Source organism: Halobacillus andaensis (assembly GCF_014636475.1).
Classification (GTDB): Bacteria; Bacillota; Bacilli; order Bacillales; family Halobacillaceae; genus Halobacillus_A; species Halobacillus_A andaensis.
The window spans coordinates 621,994-640,389 of the sequence record NZ_BMEL01000001.1 but is presented as its reverse complement, the minus strand read 5'-3'; the positions used below and the strand labels follow the sequence as shown (position 1 = coordinate 640,389).

Here is an 18,396-nt window from a genome sequence, read left to right as displayed (position 1 = left end):
AATGGTGAGGTTAAAACAACTGTCTTCAAAAGAAGTTATTGATGTAAAGGAAGGCCGAAAACTGGGAGTGTTAGGCCAAGCCGATTTAAAAATTGATCCAGATAGCGGTGAAATTATATCACTCATTATTTTAAACAAAGGATTATTTCATTCTAGAGCAGAAACAGTGATTGATTGGAACCATGTAGAGATTATTGGAGAAGATACAATTTTAATAAACAATGAGCTGTAACGATGTGTCACAGCTTCAGATTGTAGAGAAACTTGAGGTTTCTCTATATTTTTGACCATGTGTCAGTTTTGTTCGATAGAATAAAGGGGTTTTAGGAAACAACTCCCTTTCCATTGCTCCACACGACGTGGGGTCGTTCGATGTTGGCATACCAGAACTACTTCGTTGGTTTTACATCACAGAAAAAGACGAGGTCTTTTTGAGGACGTGCCGAACTTAATCGAACTTCCTATTTAAGAGCTCCTCAGGCTATGCCTTCCGGGGTTACACCTTATTCGGATCTCCCCTAGGAGTCTCGCTGTTTCCTAAATCGATCACTGGAAAAAATTCACTCAAGCTGTACCCTTATGGAACAGAATTTGCAGCTGGGCATTCATTCTAGGATGGTTCCAAATCCCACTTTGATAAAAGGAACGGAAAAAGGTATGACTCCTGCGGGACGAGCAGACAGAAGAGGCGCCGAGGTCGCAGACCGAGGAGACTTTCCGTCTTGCCCGCGGAAAGCGGCGCTTTTTCTTGTTCCTTTTCTTAAGACTCTAATGGAGGAACAACGGGATACCATGTTTTTCGACAGGCTGGAGTTGTGACGATGTGTCACAGCTTTTTTTATGCCTTCATAGACTGCTTAAAGTGAGGAGATTAGAACACACTTACGAAAGTAAATGTGCATACGATACAAGGAGATGAAACCTAATAAAAAGGAGACATTCCGGCATGTTAACAGGATTCCATGTTGCCGTTATAGGCGGCGATGCCCGTCAAATTGAGATTATTCGAAGATTACATGAGTGGGATGCACAAGTGTACTTAGCCGGGTTTGATCAATTAAATGGCAGTTTCACCGAGTGCATTGACTTGGACTTTGAAGGTCCTCATGTAGAAATGCTTGATGCTATCATTCTTCCTATCTCAGGTACAGATGAAAACGGCTGCGCCGATGGCATTTTTACTAACCGTTCCTTATGTTTACAGGTTGATTGGTTAAAAAAGACACCAGTCCATTGTCAAATTTATTCTGGCATCGCAAATGACACCCTTCAAAAAATTGCGGAAGATGCGGACAGAAAGCTGATTCCCTTAATGAATCGTGACGATATTGCCATCTATAATTCCATACCCACTGTGGAAGGCACGATCATGATGGCTATTCAACATACCGATTTCACCATTCACGGATCTAATGTTTCCATCTTAGGGTTAGGGAGAGTGGGGATGAGTTTGGCCAGGGCATTTGATCAGTTAGGGGCTAAAGTTACGGTAGGCGTACGTTCAACCGCAGGAGCTGCACGCGTACATGAAATGGGCCTTGAATATATGGATATGAAAGACCTTGATACGTACGATATGAATTTTGATTATCTCATCAATACTGTACCTGCTCCTGTCGTGGACGCTTCGATTATAAAAAAACTGCCTTCCCACGCTTTAATATTAGATCTTGCCTCAAAACCTGGAGGAACGGATTTTCGTTATGCAGAAAAAAGAGGAATTAAAGCCATTTTGTTACCGGGCTTACCAGGACTTGTAGCACCCAAAACAGCAGGGAAAATTGTAGCCAGTGTGATTTGTAAGGAGTTACAGGAAATTGACCGAAAGGTGGAGGAATAATGGCTAGTTTAAAAGGAAAAACGATTGGTTTTGGTTTAACAGGATCCCACTGCACATACCACGAAGTATTTCCTGTATTAGAGAAGTTAAAAGAATTAGGAGCAACGATTGTTCCCGTATTATCTTATACCGTGCAAAAAACGGACACAAGGTTCGGTGAAGCCGCCGAACATATTAAAACGATTGAAAAGATTACAGGTGAACCTATCATTATGACCATTCCAGACGCAGAGCCCCTTGGGCCGAAGCGACCATTAGATTGCATGGTCATTGCTCCAATGACCGGTAATTCGACGAGTAAATTTGCAAATGCGCTAACCGATTCTCCCGTTCTTATGGCAGCTAAAGCAACGCTTAGAAACGAAAAACCAGTCGTACTTGCGATTTCTACAAATGATGCGTTAGGATTAAACGGAGTAAATGTTATGAAATTAATGGCAGCTAAAAATATTTATTTTGTTCCTTTTGGTCAGGACCATCCTTATAAAAAACCGAATTCTTTAGTTTCTGATATGACGCTTATACCAGAGACGGTAGAGGCTGCCTTAGACGGAAAACAAAAACAACCCGTATTAATCGAACGCTATCACGCGTAAATCTACTTTTTCATAACAGTTTCTTGAGCAAGTATGGTAGAATAACAAATAGTGACTCTTAACGACAGTTGAAACATTATTTACTCGAAAGGGGATATCATTATGACACAATCTAACCAATATAACATAGCCGTAGTAGGTGCTACAGGAGCGGTAGGACAGAAGATGCTTGAAACTCTTGAGGATCGTAATTTTCCAATTAAAGAGCTTAAGCTTCTATCTTCAAGCCGTTCAGCAGGAACTAATGTAACTTTTAAAGGTGCAGACTACACAGTAGAAGAAGCGACTCCAGAAAGCTTTGAGAATATTGATATTGCTCTTTTTTCAGCAGGTGGATCTGTTTCAAAGAAACTTGCTCCTGAAGCAGTAAAACGCGGGGCATTAGTGATTGATAACACAAGTGCTTATCGTATGGATGAAAATGTACCACTCGTGGTACCTGAAGTGAACGAAGAAGATATTAAAGACCACAAAGGTATTATTGCAAACCCCAATTGCTCTACGATTCAAATGGTAGCAGCCCTTGAACCAATCAAACAAAATTTAGGGCTTAATCGTGTTATTGTTTCTACTTATCAAGCCGTTTCCGGAGCGGGAAATGAAGCAGCAGATGAATTAAGAGAACAATCACAAGCTTTCCTAAATGGTGAAGAATTAGAAGCAAATATTTTACCAGTAGGCGGAGACAAAAAGCATTACCCAATCGCATTTAACGCGCTTCCGCAAATTGATATGTTTCAAGAAAATGGCTACACATTTGAAGAAATGAAGATGATTAATGAGACGAAGAAAATCATGCATGCTCCTGCACTTCAAGTAGCAGCTACTTGTGTACGTTTGCCTTTCTTTACTTCTCATGCGGAAAGTGTGTATGTTGAAGTAGAGCAAGAGAATGTTTCCGTTGATCAGATTAAATCTTTAATGACGGAGGCTGAGGGAATTGTCCTGGAAGATGATCCATCTACACAGTCTTATCCTACACCTTTAAGTTCTGCAGGTAAGCGTGATGTATTTGTAGGTCGTATTCGTAAGGATCTTGATCAAAAAAATGGGTTCCACCTTTGGGTAGTCTCTGATAATTTACTTAAAGGAGCTGCTTGGAATTCTGTGCAAATCGCTGAGCGCGTCATTGCTCGACAGTGGTTGTAAACGAGAATAAGAGGTGTGAACATGAAAATATTAGTTCAAAAATTTGGCGGGACATCCGTTCGTGATGAAGAAGGCAGATCACGTGCGATTTCTCATATTAAAAATGCATTAAAAGAAGGGTATAAGGTAGTCGTTACGGTCTCTGCTATGGGTCGTAAAGGCGATCCTTATGCTACAGATACATTATTAGATCTTGTACAGTTTCCTACGTCTAACATATCTAATCGGGAACAAGATATGTTAATGTCATGCGGTGAAACGATCTCTTCTATTGTTTTCACTCATGAATTGTTGTCAGAAGGTATTTCAGCTACTGGCATGACTGGAGCCGCTGCAGGCTTTTTAACAAATGATGATTTTACAAAGGCGAAAATCTTGCGAATGGATACGAGTCGTCTATTAGCTGAACTGGAAACACATGATGTTGTAGTCGTCGCTGGGTTTCAAGGAAAAACGGAATCTGGGGACACGACAACGATTGGCCGAGGGGGCAGTGATACAAGTGCCGCTGCTCTTGGAGCTGCATTAAAAGCAGAGTATATTGACATTTTCACTGATGTAGAAGGTATTATGACGGCTGATCCTCGTATTGTAGAATCAGCTAGAGCCTTGCACGCGGTCACTTACAATGAAATTTGCAACCTGGCTTACCAGGGAGCTAAAGTCATCCATCCTCGTGCAGTTGAAATTGCTATGCATGCAAAAGTTCCTATGCGAGTAAGGTCAACTTATTCAGATCAGCCTGGGACACTAGTTGCTGCATCAAGAGAAGGGGAAGCAGGCAACGACCTGCCTGACCGTCTTGTAACAGGTATTGCTCATATGGCAGGAATTGCTCAAATTAAGGTCCAATCTAAGGAAGATGCTTCTAAACTTCAGTCTGAGGTATTCAAATCCATGGCAGAAGCTGATATATCTGTTGACTTTATTAATATTTCACCAAGTGGTGTCAGCTATACAATTGACAGTAAATACACGGATAAGGCGATTTCCATTTTAAAAGATATTGGTTATGATCCTGAACTTCGGGAAGGTTGTGCGAAGGTATCTACGGTTGGTGCAGGAATTACTGGAGTTCCGGGTGTAACAGCTAAAATTGTGCAGACACTAATTGAACGTGGTGTGCAAATTTTACAATCAGCGGACTCTCATACGACGATTTGGGTACTAGTGAAAGACGAAGATTTAATTCAAGCAGTCAATGCCCTACATGAGATATTTGAGCTGAATGTAGAAAGATGAAAGGGGAAATAGGGCGTGGATTTCGGTAAAGTGTTAACTGCTATGGTTACCCCGTTTGATAGCCATGGCAACTTAGACCTTAATAAAACCTCCGCGTTAGTGGAGTATTTAATCGAACATGGTACAGATGGGTTAGTCCTTGCAGGAACAACAGGAGAGTCACCGACTTTAACTACAGAAGAAAAAGTAGCCCTGTGGGAACATGTTGTGAAAATAGTTAACGGTCGTGTTCCGGTCATAGCCGGAACAGGAAGTAATGATACACAAAGTTCCATTGCGCTATCCAAAAAAGCAGTAAACACTGGTGTGGATGCTGTTATGCTTGTTACCCCTTATTATAATAAACCAAATCAACGTGGACTGTATGAACACTTTAAGACAATTGCAGATTCCGTTACGGTTCCTGTTATGCTTTATAATATCCCTGGTCGATCAGCGGTTCGAATCGATGTTGAGACTATTGTGGAATTATCTAAAGTGTCTAACATCGTTTCGATTAAAGAGGCGACGGGTGATTTAGATAGTATGGCTAGAATTATTGAGGAAACGGCCGGTGACTTTAGTTTATATAGTGGCGATGATAACTTAACATTACCGGTGTATGCCATTGGAGGCGATGGAATTATTTCTGTATCTTCCCATATCGTCGGTAATGAAATGCAAGAAATGCTTCGTTTATATGATGAAGGTAAAGGAAAGGAAGCTGCGGCCTTACATCGGAAACTGCTCCCGATTTTAAAAGGGATGTTCATGGCTCCTTCTCCAACGCCGGTAAAAACAGCTCTTCAAATGAAAGGACTGGACACAGGCGGTGTTCGATTGCCTTTAGTCCCTTTAACGGCAGAAGAACGCACGTTCATTCATCATTTAGTTGATCAACTATAAACAGCAAAGCTTTTGCTTTGCTGTTTTTTTGTATGATTCGATTGTTCTGCCTCATACTAAGAACAAAGTATGAAAGGGGCACGATAGTGATGAGTGAGCATGAAAATAATGAACAAAATGAGCCAAAGAAGGATGATTCTAAAGAGCAGTCCTCTATCGTAGACAAAATTCAGCAGCTTGGGCAATCTAATGTACCAAACGCTGGCGATTCTAATATTCATGTTTTGCCGATTATTGGGCAAGTGGAAGGTCACGTGCAGCTGCCTGCTCAAAATAAAACCACAAAGTATGAGCATTTAATTCCTCAGCTAATAGCCATTGAGCAAAACCCTAAAATTGAAGGGTTAGTGGTACTATTAAATACTGTAGGAGGAGATGTAGAAGCGGGGTTAGCCATTTCTGAAATGATTGCTTCTATTTCCAAACCGTCCGTATCTATTGTTCTAGGGGGCGGTCATTCCATAGGTGTCCCTATCGCTGTAGCTGCCGATTATTCATTTATTGCAGAAACAGCCACAATGACGATCCATCCTATTCGACTAAATGGGTTAGTTATCGGTGTTCCGCAAACTTTTGAGTATATGGATAAAATGCAAGATCGAGTGGTTAACTTTGTAACAAGACACTCTAATGTGCCAGAAGATAAATTTAAAGAGTTAATGTTTGAAAAAGGTAATTTATCACGAGATATAGGCACTAATGTGGTGGGGCAAAAAGCAGTAGACGTTGGTTTAATCGACGCTGTAGGTGGAGTGAAAGAAGCGATGAGTAAGTTAAATGAATTCATTGATCAGAACAAAGGAAATGAAGAGAAGGTGGTTCAATGACGATTCTATACACACCGCTTAGCGAATACGATGTTTTTCCGCAAAGTGAGGCTGAACAGTCCATTGTTTATGAAACGGTGAATAATAAACAAGTGAAATGTTACGACCATGGCAATGGAAAGAAACAAATTATTCAATTAATGTCTACGGATCCACAAGACTATATGGATCCATCTTTACAACCAGGACAATGGCTGGGCTACTAACAGCGCTAGGCCTGTGGTATAATAAAAGGAGAAAACTGGGATGTCGTGGCTGAGATTCAGCAGACGACATCCTATTCTTTTCATCATGATCGGAGGTGTCCCCAATGGCAAGAAAGAAAAAAACGAAATCGCGGAAGAAAAAATCATCTTTAAAACAGCACGTAAAATTCGAATTAACAGGTGTGCTATTCATATTTATAGCTGTTTTTGGAAGCGGCGCCTCAATGATAAGTGAAGGAGCTATTCCTGGTGGATTAGAACGTATATGGCAAGTGATGTTCGGTGTATGGTACTTTGTCGCATCGCTCTTCTTTTTAATCGTAGGTTTGTATTTAATGATAAAAAGAAAATGGCCTGATTTTTTACATAAACGTTTAATTGGTGTCTACATTATGCTGGCAGCGTTACTGCTTTTTACTCACGTTCAAACTCTTGCATCAGATTTAAACAATAACCAAGGAGGAGTTTTCAACCTTACTTGGGATCGATTAATTAGTATGATGCGAGGGGAGGCTCCAACTACAAGTATTGGTGGAGGAATGACAGGTGCATTCTTATTATTAATTACGTATTATTTATTTTCTGCAACAGGATCCATTATTTTTTCGTTATTTCTATTTTTAATTGGAGCGATGTTTATTACTGAGCGTTCCATTGGTGAAGTGTTAGCTTACTTCATTGACAAATTTAAATCAGGCTATGAGAATGCTAAAGAAAAGCAGCAAACGAAGAAAGAAGATAAACAAAAACGCAGTAAAGAGAAAGAAGATAAAACGATTGAAGAAATTCCTATAGTAGAGCCGGAGCAAGCATCTACAACAGAAACAGAAGAAGACTATGAACCTATTATCCAGGACTTTACAGAGCAAGCTTATCAAAAGCCAGAAGCCAAAGTAGAAAGTTCTGAGAAATCCGGTGAGACAGAAGATTTAGATAAAACAATGACGACAGCTGAATTAGAAAATCCAGATTACAGACTTCCAGGCTTTGACCTATTGGATGAACCAACTTCAAGTCCTCAAAGTCAAGGTCGTTCACATATTCAAGCGACGGTGAAGAAGTTAGAACAAACGTTTCATAGTTTCGGAGTAAAAGCAAAAGTAACCAAAGTTCATGTCGGTCCTTCGGTAACAAAATATGAGGTTTATCCAGATGTAGGAGTAAAAGTCAGCAAGATAGTAAATTTAAATGATGACCTTGCCTTAGCATTAGCAGCGAAAGACATACGGATCGAAGCTCCAATCCCTGGTAAATCTGCAGTAGGTATAGAAGTACCTAACCAAGAAGTAGCAACGGTATCTCTAAGAGAAGTATTAGAGCAAGGAAAAGCTCACCCTGATGCCAAGCTTAGCTTCGCGTTAGGACGCGATATTTCAGGCGAAGCAGTCATGGCAGAGTTAAATAAAATGCCGCACCTACTTGTTGCTGGAGCTACAGGCAGCGGTAAGAGTGTATGTATTAATGGAATTATCACAAGCGTGTTAATGAGGGCTAAACCACACGAAGTTAAAATGATGATGATTGATCCAAAGAAAGTAGAACTTAACGTCTATAATGGCATTCCTCATTTACTTGCACCTGTTGTAACGGATCCGAAAAAAGCTTCTCGAGCTCTTATGAAAGTAGTTTCAGAGATGGAAAGGCGTTACGATTTATTTTCAGACTCAGGTACAAGAAATATTGAAGGTTACAATGAATATATAAAAAGACATAACCGTGAGCACGACGACGATCAACCTTTCTTACCTTATATTATTGTACTTGTAGATGAGTTAGCTGACTTAATGATGGTAGCTTCTAATGATGTAGAAGATGCGATTACCCGCTTAGCTCAAATGGCACGAGCGGCTGGTATTCACTTGATTATAGCTACTCAGCGACCTTCCGTTGATGTCATTACTGGTGTCATTAAAGCGAATATCCCCTCTCGAATTGCTTTTAGTGTCTCTTCTTCGACTGACTCCAGGACCATACTGGATACAGGCGGTGCTGAGAAACTGTTAGGAAGAGGGGACATGCTATTTACCCCAGTTGGTTCGAATAAACCAACTCGTGTGCAAGGGGCATTTTTATCAGATGATGAAGTAGAAAGGATCGTGAACTTCTGTGTCGAACAGCAAAAAGCTCAGTACCAGGAAGAGATGATTCCGGACGAAGAGAGCGAAACGACGACTGAAGTTGATGATGACTTATACCCTGAGGCTGTGCAAATGGTCATTGAAATGCAAAGTGCTAGTGTTTCTATGATTCAAAGAAGATTTCGTGTAGGTTATACGAGAGCAGCAAGGTTAATAGATGCTATGGAAGATAACGGAATCGTTGGGCCTTATGAAGGAAGTAAGCCTAGAACTGTGCTAGTAACTGATACTGTTGAAGAAAGCTGAACTGACGCTGTTTTAGCGTCAGTTTTTTACATAATTACAAAAAAATAAATATTCTGATTTAATAAACATGTGTACTAAATGGATAAAAATGTCCTAATTCTATTTATTTATTTATAGAAAAGTGTTATATTAATTTCGAATGTGATGTGTCGAACGTCAGATGTCAGATCTCTTACCTATAGGCAAATAGATTTGGAGTGAAGGGTTATGTCCATTAGACAAGATACTCGTCACTTGTATTTACAAGTGATCGAACAAATTAAGCGTGATATTGAAAACGGAGTTTATCTTGAAAAAGAAAAACTTCCGTCAGAGTTTCAGTTGTCTAAATCTCTTGGCGTTTCAAGAGCAACTTTACGAGAGGCTCTAAGAATACTAGAAGAAGAAAGTATCGTAACTAGAAGACATGGTGTAGGAACATTTGTAAATCCTAAACCCGTCTTTACTTCAGGCATTGAAGAATTAGATAGTGTAACGGGAATGATTACAAAATCAGGTATGGTTCCCGGATCACAGTATCTATCAGCAGAATTAATAGAACCCACCGAAGATGAACGCCAGCGTTTCTCCCCAGTCGTGATACATAAATTAGCCAAAGTCGAACGCGTGAGAACAGCTGATCAGCAGCCCGTTGTTTATTGTAAAGACCGAATTCCAGAAGGCCTCATTCCAATTGATCAAGTGCGGGAAGCCGACTCCCTATTTGGAATACTGGAACGTTTTACTGGAAAAACGATTAGTTATGCTGTTACAGATATTGAGCCAATAGGCTATCACGAAAGGATTTCCCCGATTTTAAATTGTGAACCCGATCAAGCGTTATTATTACTCAAACAAATGCATTATACGAAAGATGACGAACCGATTCTCTTATCTTCCAATTATTTTAGAGCAGACAAGTTTAGTTTTCATGTTTTAAGAAGAAGAGTGTAAAGGCTTACTTGAAAATTGAGGAGGTGAGGCTTGCCGGGGAGACGTATAAAAAATTTTAGTTGTTTGAATTTTCTTAATACTTAACAAATTTAGGGGGTAATCGTTTTGAAAAACCGTCGTTTTCTATTGATTTTGGCCTTACTGTTATCTATTGGTTTCGTATTAGCTGCCTGTGGTTCTTCTGATGAAGGCGAATCCAGCGGTGATGGTGGAGATTCTAACGAAAGTGGTGGCGAAGCAGAAGCCAGCGATGATTTCTCAGTAGCTATGGTTACGGACGTAGGTGGAGTGGATGATAAATCATTTAACCAATCATCTTGGGAAGGCCTTCAAGCTTTTGGTGATGAAAATGGCTTAGAAGAAGGAGAAGGCTATGATTACGCTCAGTCTGATAGTGAAGGGGACTATACGACTAACTTAAGCCGCCTGGTCCGTCAAGATTTTAACTTGATTTATGGAATTGGATACTTACTACAGCCAGCTCTTGAAGAAGTAGCTGAGCAAAACCCGGACACTAACTTTGGTCTAGTAGATTCCGTTGCTGAAGGTGATAACATCGTCAGCATTACGTTTAAAGAACACGAAGGATCTTTCCTGGCTGGTGTAGCAGCGGCTCTTAAAACAGAAACAGATAAGATTGGATTTGTTGGTGGGGAAGATGGCGATTTAATTAGAAAATTTGAATCAGGATATGTAGCAGGAGCAAAGTCAGTAAATCCTGATATTGAAATTGATATTCAATACGCTGAAAGCTTCGCTGCTGCTGACAAAGGTAAACTAATTGCTTCAAACATGTACAACAATGATATTGATGTTATTTATCATGCTTCAGGTGCAACTGGTAACGGCGTATTTGCTCAAGCGAAAGACATCAAGCAAAATAACCCGGATGAAGATGTATGGGTTATTGGAGTTGACCGTGACCAGCATGAAGAAGGAAAAATTGATGATCAAAACGTAACATTAACTTCAATGGTAAAACGTGTGGATGTTGCGGTTAATGAAGTGGCCACTCTAACAATGGACGGCGATTTCCCTGGTGGAGAAGTTATGGAGTATGGTCTTGACGATGATGCGATTAGTATCGCTACAACGAACGAAGACGCCATGACGGAAGAGATCGTTTCCGAAGTTGAGGACTGGAAAGAAAAAATTGCTAATGGTGAGGTTGACGTTCCTAGTACAGATGAAGAACTAGAAGAATTTGAAAGCTCACTATAATTAACCTAGGATACATAGGGCTTAGTAGTCCTATGTATCTATGAAAATCATCAAATGAAGAGAACTTTTCCGGACCTCTTCATTTGGTGATTTTTTAGGGCAATATGAGGAGACGAAGGTCGTATATAAAGGGGTGTATGGGAAAAATGGATTACGTAATCGAAATGTTGAATATCCGAAAAGAGTTCCCCGGAATCGTTGCTAATAACAATATTAATTTACAAGTTAAGCAAGGCGAAATTCATGCCTTACTAGGTGAAAATGGAGCGGGTAAATCGACCTTAATGAACGTGTTATTCGGCCTTTATCAGCCGGAAAAAGGTGAAATTAGAGTTCGAGGCGAGAAAGTCAATATATCTGATCCTAACGTTGCCAATCGATTAGGGATTGGAATGGTGCACCAACACTTTATGCTTGTTGATACGTTTTCTGTAACTGAGAATATCGTTCTTGGCAGCGAACCTAAGAAAGGAGCTACTGTTGATATAAAGAAAGCAGAAAAAGAAGTGTTGGAGCTATCAAAAAGGTATGGATTAAATGTTGATCCAAAAGCAAAAGTGCGTGATATATCAGTGGGAATGCAGCAACGTGTAGAAATCTTAAAAACCTTATATAGAGGTGCTGATATATTAATATTTGATGAGCCTACAGCTGTGCTGACCCCCCAAGAAATAAAAGAGCTTATCGTTATTATGCAGAGTCTTGTTAAAGAAGGAAAATCAATCATACTGATCACACACAAACTTAAAGAGATTATGGAAGTTTGTGATCGATGTACTGTTATCCGTAAAGGGGAAGGGATTGGTACCGTAGATGTCAGCCAGACCAATCCTAATGAACTTGCTTCTTTAATGGTAGGGAGAGAAGTCAGTTTTAAAACGGAAAAAAAACCAGCTGAACCGAAGGATACGTATTTATCGATAAAGGATCTTTATGTAAAGGATGTTAGGAATGTCCACATGGTTAAAGGCTTGAACCTAGAAGTTCGTGCCGGTGAAATCGTGGGTATTGCCGGCATTGATGGTAATGGCCAATCTGAATTAATTGAAGCGATTACAGGACTGAGAAAATCAGAATCAGGTACAATTTCTTTGCATGATAAAGTAATTAGTAATTTATCAACTCGTAAAGTTACACAAGCCGGTATATCTCACATCCCCCAAGACCGTCATAAGTATGGTTTAGTTCTTGATTTTCCAGTTGGAGATAATATGGTTCTTCAGACGTACTATCAAAAACCCTTCTCGAAAAAAGGGGTTATGAATTTTAAAAAAATCTATGAAAAAGCAAAATCTCTCATCAAGGAATATGATGTGCGTACGCCGAATGAAATGACAAAAGCACGAGCTCTTTCAGGTGGAAACCAGCAAAAAGCGATTATCGGCCGAGAGATTGACCGTTCTCCTGATTTAATAATTGCGGCTCAGCCTACTCGTGGATTAGATGTGGGCGCAATCGAATTTATCCATAAAAAATTAATTGAAGAAAGAGATAAAGGAAGAGCTGTTCTGCTTCTATCTTTCGAACTCGATGAAATTTTAAACTTGAGTGATCGTATTGCAGTTATGTTTGACGGTCAAGTAATCGCAGAAGTGAAGCCGGAAGAGACAAATGAACAAGAGCTCGGGTTATTAATGGCTGGGAATACGACCGAGAAAGCAGGTGCTGAGTAATGTTCACGAATCGTACGATCAATATATTAATTCCTATCATTTCTGTTTTCCTCGGCCTGCTTGTCGGTGCCATTATTATGGTTGTGTTTGGGTACAATCCAGTTTTAGGCTATGGAGCTTTATGGGAAGGCGCGTTTGGAGATAGTTATTTTTTTGGTGAAACTGTACGTATGGTTACGCCTTATATATTATCTGGGTTAGCTGTAGCATTTGCACTACGCACTGGTTTACTTAACATTGGTGTAGAAGGGCAAGTATTTGTGGGCTGGTTAGCTTCTGTATGGGTGGGGGTAGCTTTTGAATTACCTATGGTTATTCACTTGCCTCTTGCTATTTTAGCAGCCGCTGCTGCTGGTGCTTTCTGGGGATTCATACCAGGCATCCTAAAAGCAAAGTTAGGGGTTCATGAAGTTATCGTCACGATTATGATGAACTACATAGCTCTCTATTCTACAAATGCTATTGTGCGTCATGTGATTACAGAAGGTGAAGATCAAACGGAGAGAATTGCCGGATCTGCTTCACTCGCTTCTGAGTGGATTGCAGAAATGACGTTCTATTCAAGAATGCACTATGGTATTTTAATTGCCTTCTTAATGGCATTAATCATGTGGTTTATTCTCAATAAAACTACTAGAGGTTTTGAGTTGCGATCAGTGGGCTATAATCCTCACGCTTCAAACTATGCGGGAATGAGTGTAGGTAAAAACATTGTTCTCGCCATGATGATTTCTGGCGCTTTTGCTGGGTTAGCCGGAGCGATGGAAGGGCTGGGTACATATGGGTATCTTGCGACGAAATCAGGATTTACCAATATAGGCTTTGAAGGTATTGCGGTCGCTCTATTAGGAGCAAACACAGCATTAGGCGTAGTATTAGCTGCATTCCTATTTGGTACGCTGAAAATTGGAGCATTGAATATGCCGACCGTAGCAGGAGTTCCTACTGAACTAGTCGAGATCGTTATCGCACTTATTATTTTCTTCGTTGCTTCAAGTTACATGATTCGCTGGGTTATTCTTCGTTTTAAGAAGGAGGGGAAATAAATGAATATCATTGATATTTTACAATCGATCATTCCGCAGGCATTATTCTTTGCGGCCCCTCTTATCTTTACTGCGCTCGGCGGGGTAATGAGTGAACGTTCAGGTATCATCAATATTGGTTTAGAAGGACTTATGGTCATGGGTGCGTTTGTTGGAATTGTGTTCAACCTCACGTTCGCGGATACTTTTGGTTCAGCCACCCCGTGGTTGTCTATCTTAGCTGCTATGGTGATTTCTGCAATTTTCGCTTTAACTCATGCTGTCGCTTCGATTACATTTCGAGCGGATCAAGTAGTCAGCGGTGTAGCGATTAACTTTTTAGCTTTAGGCATTGGAGTATTTTTAACGAAGCAATGGTATGATAAAGGGCAGACAGATATGGTATCTCGTCCTTTTTATACGAAAGACGTTTGGTTATTAAGTGATATACCAATCATAGGCGGATTATTTTTCTCAAATATGTATATTACTTCATACTTCGCCATTATTCTGGCGTTTGTCGTTTGGTTTGTATTATTTAAAACACCGTTTGGTTTACGCTTACGTTCCGTCGGTGAACACCCAATGGCTGCAGATACAAACGGTATCAACGTGTATGGTATGAGGTACGTTGCCGTTATGCTTTCAGGTGCTTTTGGAGGTCTGGGAGGTGCAGTATTTGCACTTACCATTGCGATGAATTTCTCGCAGTCAACAATTGTAGGACAAGGTTTTATGGCTTTGGCTGCTGTTATTTTCGGTAAATGGCATCCACTGGGAGCAATGGGTGCAGCTATTTTCTTTGGATTCGCTCAAAGCTTAAGCGTGGTAAGCTCCGGTATCCCACTGTTAGCTGAGGTCCCGCAAGTATTCCTTTTAATTGCACCTTATGTATTAACCATCCTTGCATTAGCAGGATTTATAGGGAGAGCTGAAGCCCCTAAATCTTTAGGTGAAGCGTATGTTAAAGGAAATCGATAATTAAATTTAGTCCGGTACAAAAGTGCCGGGCTTTATTTTTTTACTTTTTTATTCATTTACCGTAGCATAATAATTAGTTGAACAGGGATGAATAAGCGAATAACTGCTTATAATAATAGACAAAAATGGAGGAGGATTCTAATGAAAATATCAAAAGAATCGGTTCACGATAAACAAGGGTACAGATTACATATACTGCCTAGCAAAAAATATAAAACAGTTTCCATTGTGGCTAAGTTAAAAGCCCCTTTACAAAGAGAAGGGATTACTGAGAGAGCCTTGCTGCCCCATGTGTTGCAAAAAGCGACTAGCAGCCATCCTAATGTCAGAGCATTACAATCAGCTCTCGAAAACTTGTATGGCACAGGCTTTTCCAGCGACGGAACGAAAAAAGGAGAGAACCATGTCCTTTCGTTTAGAATGGAAGTTGTGAATGAAGCCTACTTAAACGATCACGAACCTATTTTAGAAAAAGCGATGCAAATCTTCAGTGATGTTTTATTTGATCCGAAAGTAGAGCAAGGAGGATTCGATGAAACGATTGTGAATCGGGAAAAGCAAACGCTAGAACAAAAGATCAAATCCATAAAAGATGATCGAATGAGTTATGCCAACATGAGGTTGATTGATCATATGTGTGATAATGAACCGTACGCTCTTCACGTGCATGGTTACTTAGAGGACTTTGAAAAAATAAACGCGAAATCATTATATGAATACTACAAAGCAATGATTAATCGTGACTTACTGGATCTATACATTATTGGAGACGTAGATGAAGCCGAAATTGAAAAATTAGCTGACAAATATTTTTCACGTTCAGCCAGCGCGAATAACGACGCTCATCAGGAATCGCTAGCCAGTGAAAAGCGCGAGATTAATGAAGTCATTGAAAGAGAAGATGTGAATCAAGGAAAGCTTCATATTGGATATCGTACGAACATTAAATTTGGCGATGATGATTATTTTGCTCTACAGGTGTTTAATGGGATCTTTGGAGGTTTTCCTAGTTCTAAATTATTTATGAATGTGCGAGAAAAACACAGCTTAGCTTATTATGCGGCCTCAAGGTTTGAAAGCCATAAAGGTTTACTGCTCGTATTTAGTGGAGTAGACCCTAAAGATTATGAACAAGCAAAGAGTATTATTATTGAACAAATGGAAGCCATGAAGTCAGGCGATTTCACTTCAGATCAAGTAAGTGAATCTTCAGAGCAAGTCGTAAATCAATTACAGGAAACGATGGATCATGCGAATGGATTAATTGAAGTCCTGTATCATCAAACGCTGTCCGGTGTTTCCATTCCGGCAAAGGAAATCATCGAAAATGTTCGTAAAGTGAAGAAAGAGGATGTCGTTAAAGTAGCTAATAAAATTGAACTCGACACCATCTATTTCTTAACAAGTCAAAAGGGAGGGGAAGAATAATGGAAGAACTCGTTTATAAACAGCTAAATGAATCAGTTTTTCAGGAAACCATGGAGAATGGGTTAAAAGTATTTTTACTTTCTAAACCTGAAATGGCTAAAACATACGGAATATTTACAACGAATTACGGATCAATCGATCAAACGTTTACACCGATTGGGAAAAATGAAAAAGTAACAGTGCCAGAGGGGATTGCTCATTTTCTAGAGCACAAATTGTTTGAGAAAGAAGATCGTGATGTTTTTCAAGACTTCACGAAATTAGGTGCTTCAGCGAATGCATTTACTTCTTTTACGAAAACAGCTTATTTGTTTTCTGCTACGAGTCAAATCGAGAAAAATGTTGATACCTTATTAGACTTCGTACAAGATCCATATTTCTCTAAAGAATCTGTAGATAAAGAAAAAGGCATCATCGCACAAGAAATTAGAATGTATGACGATCAGCCAGACTGGAGATCATTTTTTGGAACGATTCAAAGTATGTATGAAAAACATCCAGTTAAAGTTGACATAGCTGGTACGGTTGATTCCATTCAGGAAATAACAAAAGATGACCTATACACTTGTTATGAAACGTTTTACCATCCATCTAACATGGTATTGTTTGTCGCTGGAAACATTCAGCCTGAAGAAATGATGGAACAAATCCGCTCCAATCAAGCAAAAAAAGATTTTAAAGAAATGCCTGAAATTGAGCGCTTCTATCCCGAAGAATCTCCATCTGTTGCAAAATCAGAAGACTCTATTAAAATGCCAGTCACCACGGCTAAAACAATGGTTGGGGTGAAAGAAGACGTCTCCTCATTAAATGGCGAAGAGTTGCTGCGTGCTGAATTACTATCAGGAATGATTTTAGACTTTTACTTCTCAAGAAGTGGGGAATTTTATGAAGAGTTATATAAAGACGACTTAATTGATGACAGCTTCCAATTTGAGACCGAACTTGATCGTCAATTTGGGTTCACCATCTTAGGAGGGGACACAAGAAAGCCTGATGAATTAGCTGAACGAGTAAAAAAAATGCTGCATAGTTTACGCGAAAAGAGAATTTCAGAAGAAGATTTCACTCGTATGAAGCGTAAAAAAATTGGTCAGTTTATGCGTGCTCTAAATTCGTTAGAGTTTATTGCTAATCAGTTCACCCATTATCACACTTTAGGAGTCGACTTGTTTAATGTTTTGCCGGTCATCGAGTCGTTAACGACCGAAGATGCTGATCAATATGTTGAACATTGGATTAAAGAAGACCGCATCTCAGTGTTCAAAGTGCTGCCTCAAGAATAATGAAAAAGGGTTTAATTATTGGTGGAAGCGGTGAAATTGGTTCTCAAATTGCTAAATCAATGGCAGAAGCAGGGATGAACGTTGGGGTTCATTACCATACGAATAATTCCGTGGTGCATGAACTGAAATTAGAAGTCCCTGAAGGTCAATGGGAGGGAGCTTTTTTCGGAGACTTATCCACCCCTGAAGGGATTGAACGTTTTTTAGCATCTATGCCTAAAGAGTGGGATATGCTTGTATTTGCACCCGGAAATCATTCGGCGAAGCTTATACAGGATGTTAGTTTTGAAGAAATGGATCATTATTACCACATTCACGTCAAAGCTCTATGGATGATTTCTCAAGCTTTAATTCCTTCCATGGTTAGAAACCAGCAAGGTAATATTGTTGTTATCTCTTCCGTGTGGGGAGAGGAAGGTGCTAGTACTGAAGCAATATACAGTTCTGTAAAAGGAGCCCAAATCAGCTATGTTAAGGCGTTGGCTAAAGAGCTTGCCCCAAGTAATATTCGAGTGAATGCCGTAACCCCTGGATTCATCTCAACAAAAATGAACGCTCAGCTTTCAGAAGAAGATCAACTGAATATTTACAACGAAATTCCGTTAGGACGTGCCGGTACCAGCAGTGAAGTGGCCAACGGGGTCATATTTTTATTGAAACAACATTCGAGTTACATTACAGGTCATACGTTACGTATAAACGGGGGATGGTTTTAAAAAG

Annotated in this window: 17 protein-coding genes; all 17 read left to right on the top strand. The window is 39.8% G+C overall.

Annotated features, from left to right (window positions below; all coding sequences use genetic code 11):
- Window positions 1-4: 4 nt before the first annotated feature.
- The 17 genes from IEV27_RS03330 (at window position 5) to ymfI (ending at window position 18,392) form a co-directional block, all read left to right on the top strand.
- The gene (locus IEV27_RS03330) at window positions 5-232 is read left to right on the top strand and encodes a YlmC/YmxH family sporulation protein (protein ID WP_188376027.1); all 228 of its coding nucleotides are present in this window, start codon (window positions 5-7) and stop codon (window positions 230-232) included.
- A gap of 714 nt (window positions 233-946) precedes the next feature.
- Window positions 947-1,840 carry a dipicolinic acid synthetase subunit A gene (gene dpaA / locus IEV27_RS03325; protein WP_188376026.1) on the top strand — a complete coding sequence of 298 codons (894 nt, stop codon included), beginning with the start codon at window positions 947-949 and terminating at the stop codon, window positions 1,838-1,840.
- On the top strand, window positions 1,840-2,436 hold the full coding sequence (locus IEV27_RS03320) for a dipicolinate synthase subunit B (RefSeq protein WP_188376025.1): 597 nt from the start codon (window positions 1,840-1,842) through the stop codon (window positions 2,434-2,436). The genes dpaA and IEV27_RS03320 overlap by 1 nt, the downstream gene beginning before the upstream one ends.
- A 102-nt stretch (window positions 2,437-2,538) precedes the next feature.
- Window positions 2,539-3,585 carry an aspartate-semialdehyde dehydrogenase gene (gene asd / locus IEV27_RS03315; RefSeq protein WP_188376024.1) on the top strand — a complete coding sequence of 349 codons (1,047 nt, stop codon included), beginning with the start codon at window positions 2,539-2,541 and terminating at the stop codon, window positions 3,583-3,585.
- Between the two features lie 21 nt (window positions 3,586-3,606).
- Window positions 3,607-4,827 carry an aspartate kinase gene (gene dapG, locus IEV27_RS03310; RefSeq protein ID WP_188376023.1) on the top strand — a complete coding sequence of 407 codons (1,221 nt, stop codon included), beginning with the start codon at window positions 3,607-3,609 and terminating at the stop codon, window positions 4,825-4,827.
- A gap of 15 nt (window positions 4,828-4,842) precedes the next feature.
- Window positions 4,843-5,712 (top strand): 4-hydroxy-tetrahydrodipicolinate synthase, encoded by an 870-nt coding sequence (gene dapA / locus IEV27_RS03305; protein ID WP_188376022.1) that lies wholly within the window; start codon window positions 4,843-4,845, stop codon window positions 5,710-5,712.
- 89 nt (window positions 5,713-5,801) lie between these two features.
- Window positions 5,802-6,539 (top strand): ClpP family protease, encoded by a 738-nt coding sequence (locus IEV27_RS03300; RefSeq protein WP_188376021.1) that lies wholly within the window; start codon window positions 5,802-5,804, stop codon window positions 6,537-6,539.
- The gene (locus IEV27_RS03295; RefSeq protein WP_188376020.1) at window positions 6,536-6,745 is read left to right on the top strand and encodes a YlzJ-like family protein; all 210 of its coding nucleotides are present in this window, start codon (window positions 6,536-6,538) and stop codon (window positions 6,743-6,745) included. Before IEV27_RS03300 ends, IEV27_RS03295 begins: the two co-directional genes overlap by 4 nt.
- Window positions 6,746-6,849: 104 nt before the next feature.
- A complete protein-coding gene (locus IEV27_RS03290) occupies window positions 6,850-9,129 on the top strand; it encodes an FtsK/SpoIIIE family DNA translocase (RefSeq protein WP_188376019.1) in 2,280 nt (759 codons plus the stop codon).
- A 207-nt stretch (window positions 9,130-9,336) separates the two neighbouring features.
- Window positions 9,337-10,062: a GntR family transcriptional regulator gene (locus IEV27_RS03285; RefSeq protein WP_188376018.1), complete on the top strand. Its 726-nt coding sequence runs from the start codon at window positions 9,337-9,339 to the stop codon at window positions 10,060-10,062.
- 105 nt (window positions 10,063-10,167) lie between these two features.
- Entirely contained in the window at window positions 10,168-11,283 is a 1,116-nt protein-coding gene (locus IEV27_RS03280) for a BMP family lipoprotein (RefSeq protein ID WP_188376017.1), read from the top strand.
- A gap of 146 nt (window positions 11,284-11,429) precedes the next feature.
- Window positions 11,430-12,956: an ABC transporter ATP-binding protein gene (gene nupO, locus IEV27_RS03275; protein ID WP_188376016.1), complete on the top strand. Its 1,527-nt coding sequence runs from the start codon at window positions 11,430-11,432 to the stop codon at window positions 12,954-12,956.
- Window positions 12,956-14,002, top strand: coding sequence for an ABC transporter permease (locus IEV27_RS03270; RefSeq protein ID WP_188376015.1), 1,047 nt, complete (start codon window positions 12,956-12,958; stop codon window positions 14,000-14,002). The genes nupO and IEV27_RS03270 overlap by 1 nt, the downstream gene beginning before the upstream one ends.
- Complete coding sequence (locus IEV27_RS03265; RefSeq protein ID WP_188376014.1) at window positions 14,003-14,962, top strand: ABC transporter permease; 960 nt, start codon at window positions 14,003-14,005, stop codon at window positions 14,960-14,962.
- Between the two features lie 141 nt (window positions 14,963-15,103).
- Entirely contained in the window at window positions 15,104-16,390 is a 1,287-nt protein-coding gene (gene yfmF / locus IEV27_RS03260; protein ID WP_188376013.1) for an EF-P 5-aminopentanol modification-associated protein YfmF, read from the top strand.
- Window positions 16,390-17,676 (top strand): EF-P 5-aminopentanol modification-associated protein YfmH, encoded by a 1,287-nt coding sequence (gene yfmH, locus IEV27_RS03255; RefSeq protein WP_188376012.1) that lies wholly within the window; start codon window positions 16,390-16,392, stop codon window positions 17,674-17,676. The genes yfmF and yfmH overlap by 1 nt, the downstream gene beginning before the upstream one ends.
- Complete coding sequence (ymfI, locus tag IEV27_RS03250; protein WP_229734823.1) at window positions 17,676-18,392, top strand: elongation factor P 5-aminopentanone reductase; 717 nt, start codon at window positions 17,676-17,678, stop codon at window positions 18,390-18,392. Before yfmH ends, ymfI begins: the two co-directional genes overlap by 1 nt.
- Window positions 18,393-18,396 lie beyond the last annotated feature (4 nt).

Coding starts and splice junctions, on each gene's coding strand:
- dpaA (WP_188376026.1), top strand. CDS start 947: ATGTTAACAGGATTCCATGTTGCCGTTATAGGCGGCGATGCCCGTCAA.
- IEV27_RS03320 (WP_188376025.1), top strand. CDS start 1,840: ATGGCTAGTTTAAAAGGAAAAACGATTGGTTTTGGTTTAACAGGATCC.
- asd (WP_188376024.1), top strand. CDS start 2,539: ATGACACAATCTAACCAATATAACATAGCCGTAGTAGGTGCTACAGGA.
- dapG (WP_188376023.1), top strand. CDS start 3,607: ATGAAAATATTAGTTCAAAAATTTGGCGGGACATCCGTTCGTGATGAA.
- IEV27_RS03300 (WP_188376021.1), top strand. CDS start 5,802: ATGAGTGAGCATGAAAATAATGAACAAAATGAGCCAAAGAAGGATGAT.
- IEV27_RS03295 (WP_188376020.1), top strand. CDS start 6,536: ATGACGATTCTATACACACCGCTTAGCGAATACGATGTTTTTCCGCAA.
- IEV27_RS03290 (WP_188376019.1), top strand. CDS start 6,850: ATGGCAAGAAAGAAAAAAACGAAATCGCGGAAGAAAAAATCATCTTTA.
- IEV27_RS03285 (WP_188376018.1), top strand. CDS start 9,337: ATGTCCATTAGACAAGATACTCGTCACTTGTATTTACAAGTGATCGAA.
- nupO (WP_188376016.1), top strand. CDS start 11,430: ATGGATTACGTAATCGAAATGTTGAATATCCGAAAAGAGTTCCCCGGA.
- IEV27_RS03270 (WP_188376015.1), top strand. CDS start 12,956: ATGTTCACGAATCGTACGATCAATATATTAATTCCTATCATTTCTGTT.
- IEV27_RS03265 (WP_188376014.1), top strand. CDS start 14,003: ATGAATATCATTGATATTTTACAATCGATCATTCCGCAGGCATTATTC.
- yfmF (WP_188376013.1), top strand. CDS start 15,104: ATGAAAATATCAAAAGAATCGGTTCACGATAAACAAGGGTACAGATTA.
- yfmH (WP_188376012.1), top strand. CDS start 16,390: ATGGAAGAACTCGTTTATAAACAGCTAAATGAATCAGTTTTTCAGGAA.
- ymfI (WP_229734823.1), top strand. CDS start 17,676: ATGAAAAAGGGTTTAATTATTGGTGGAAGCGGTGAAATTGGTTCTCAA.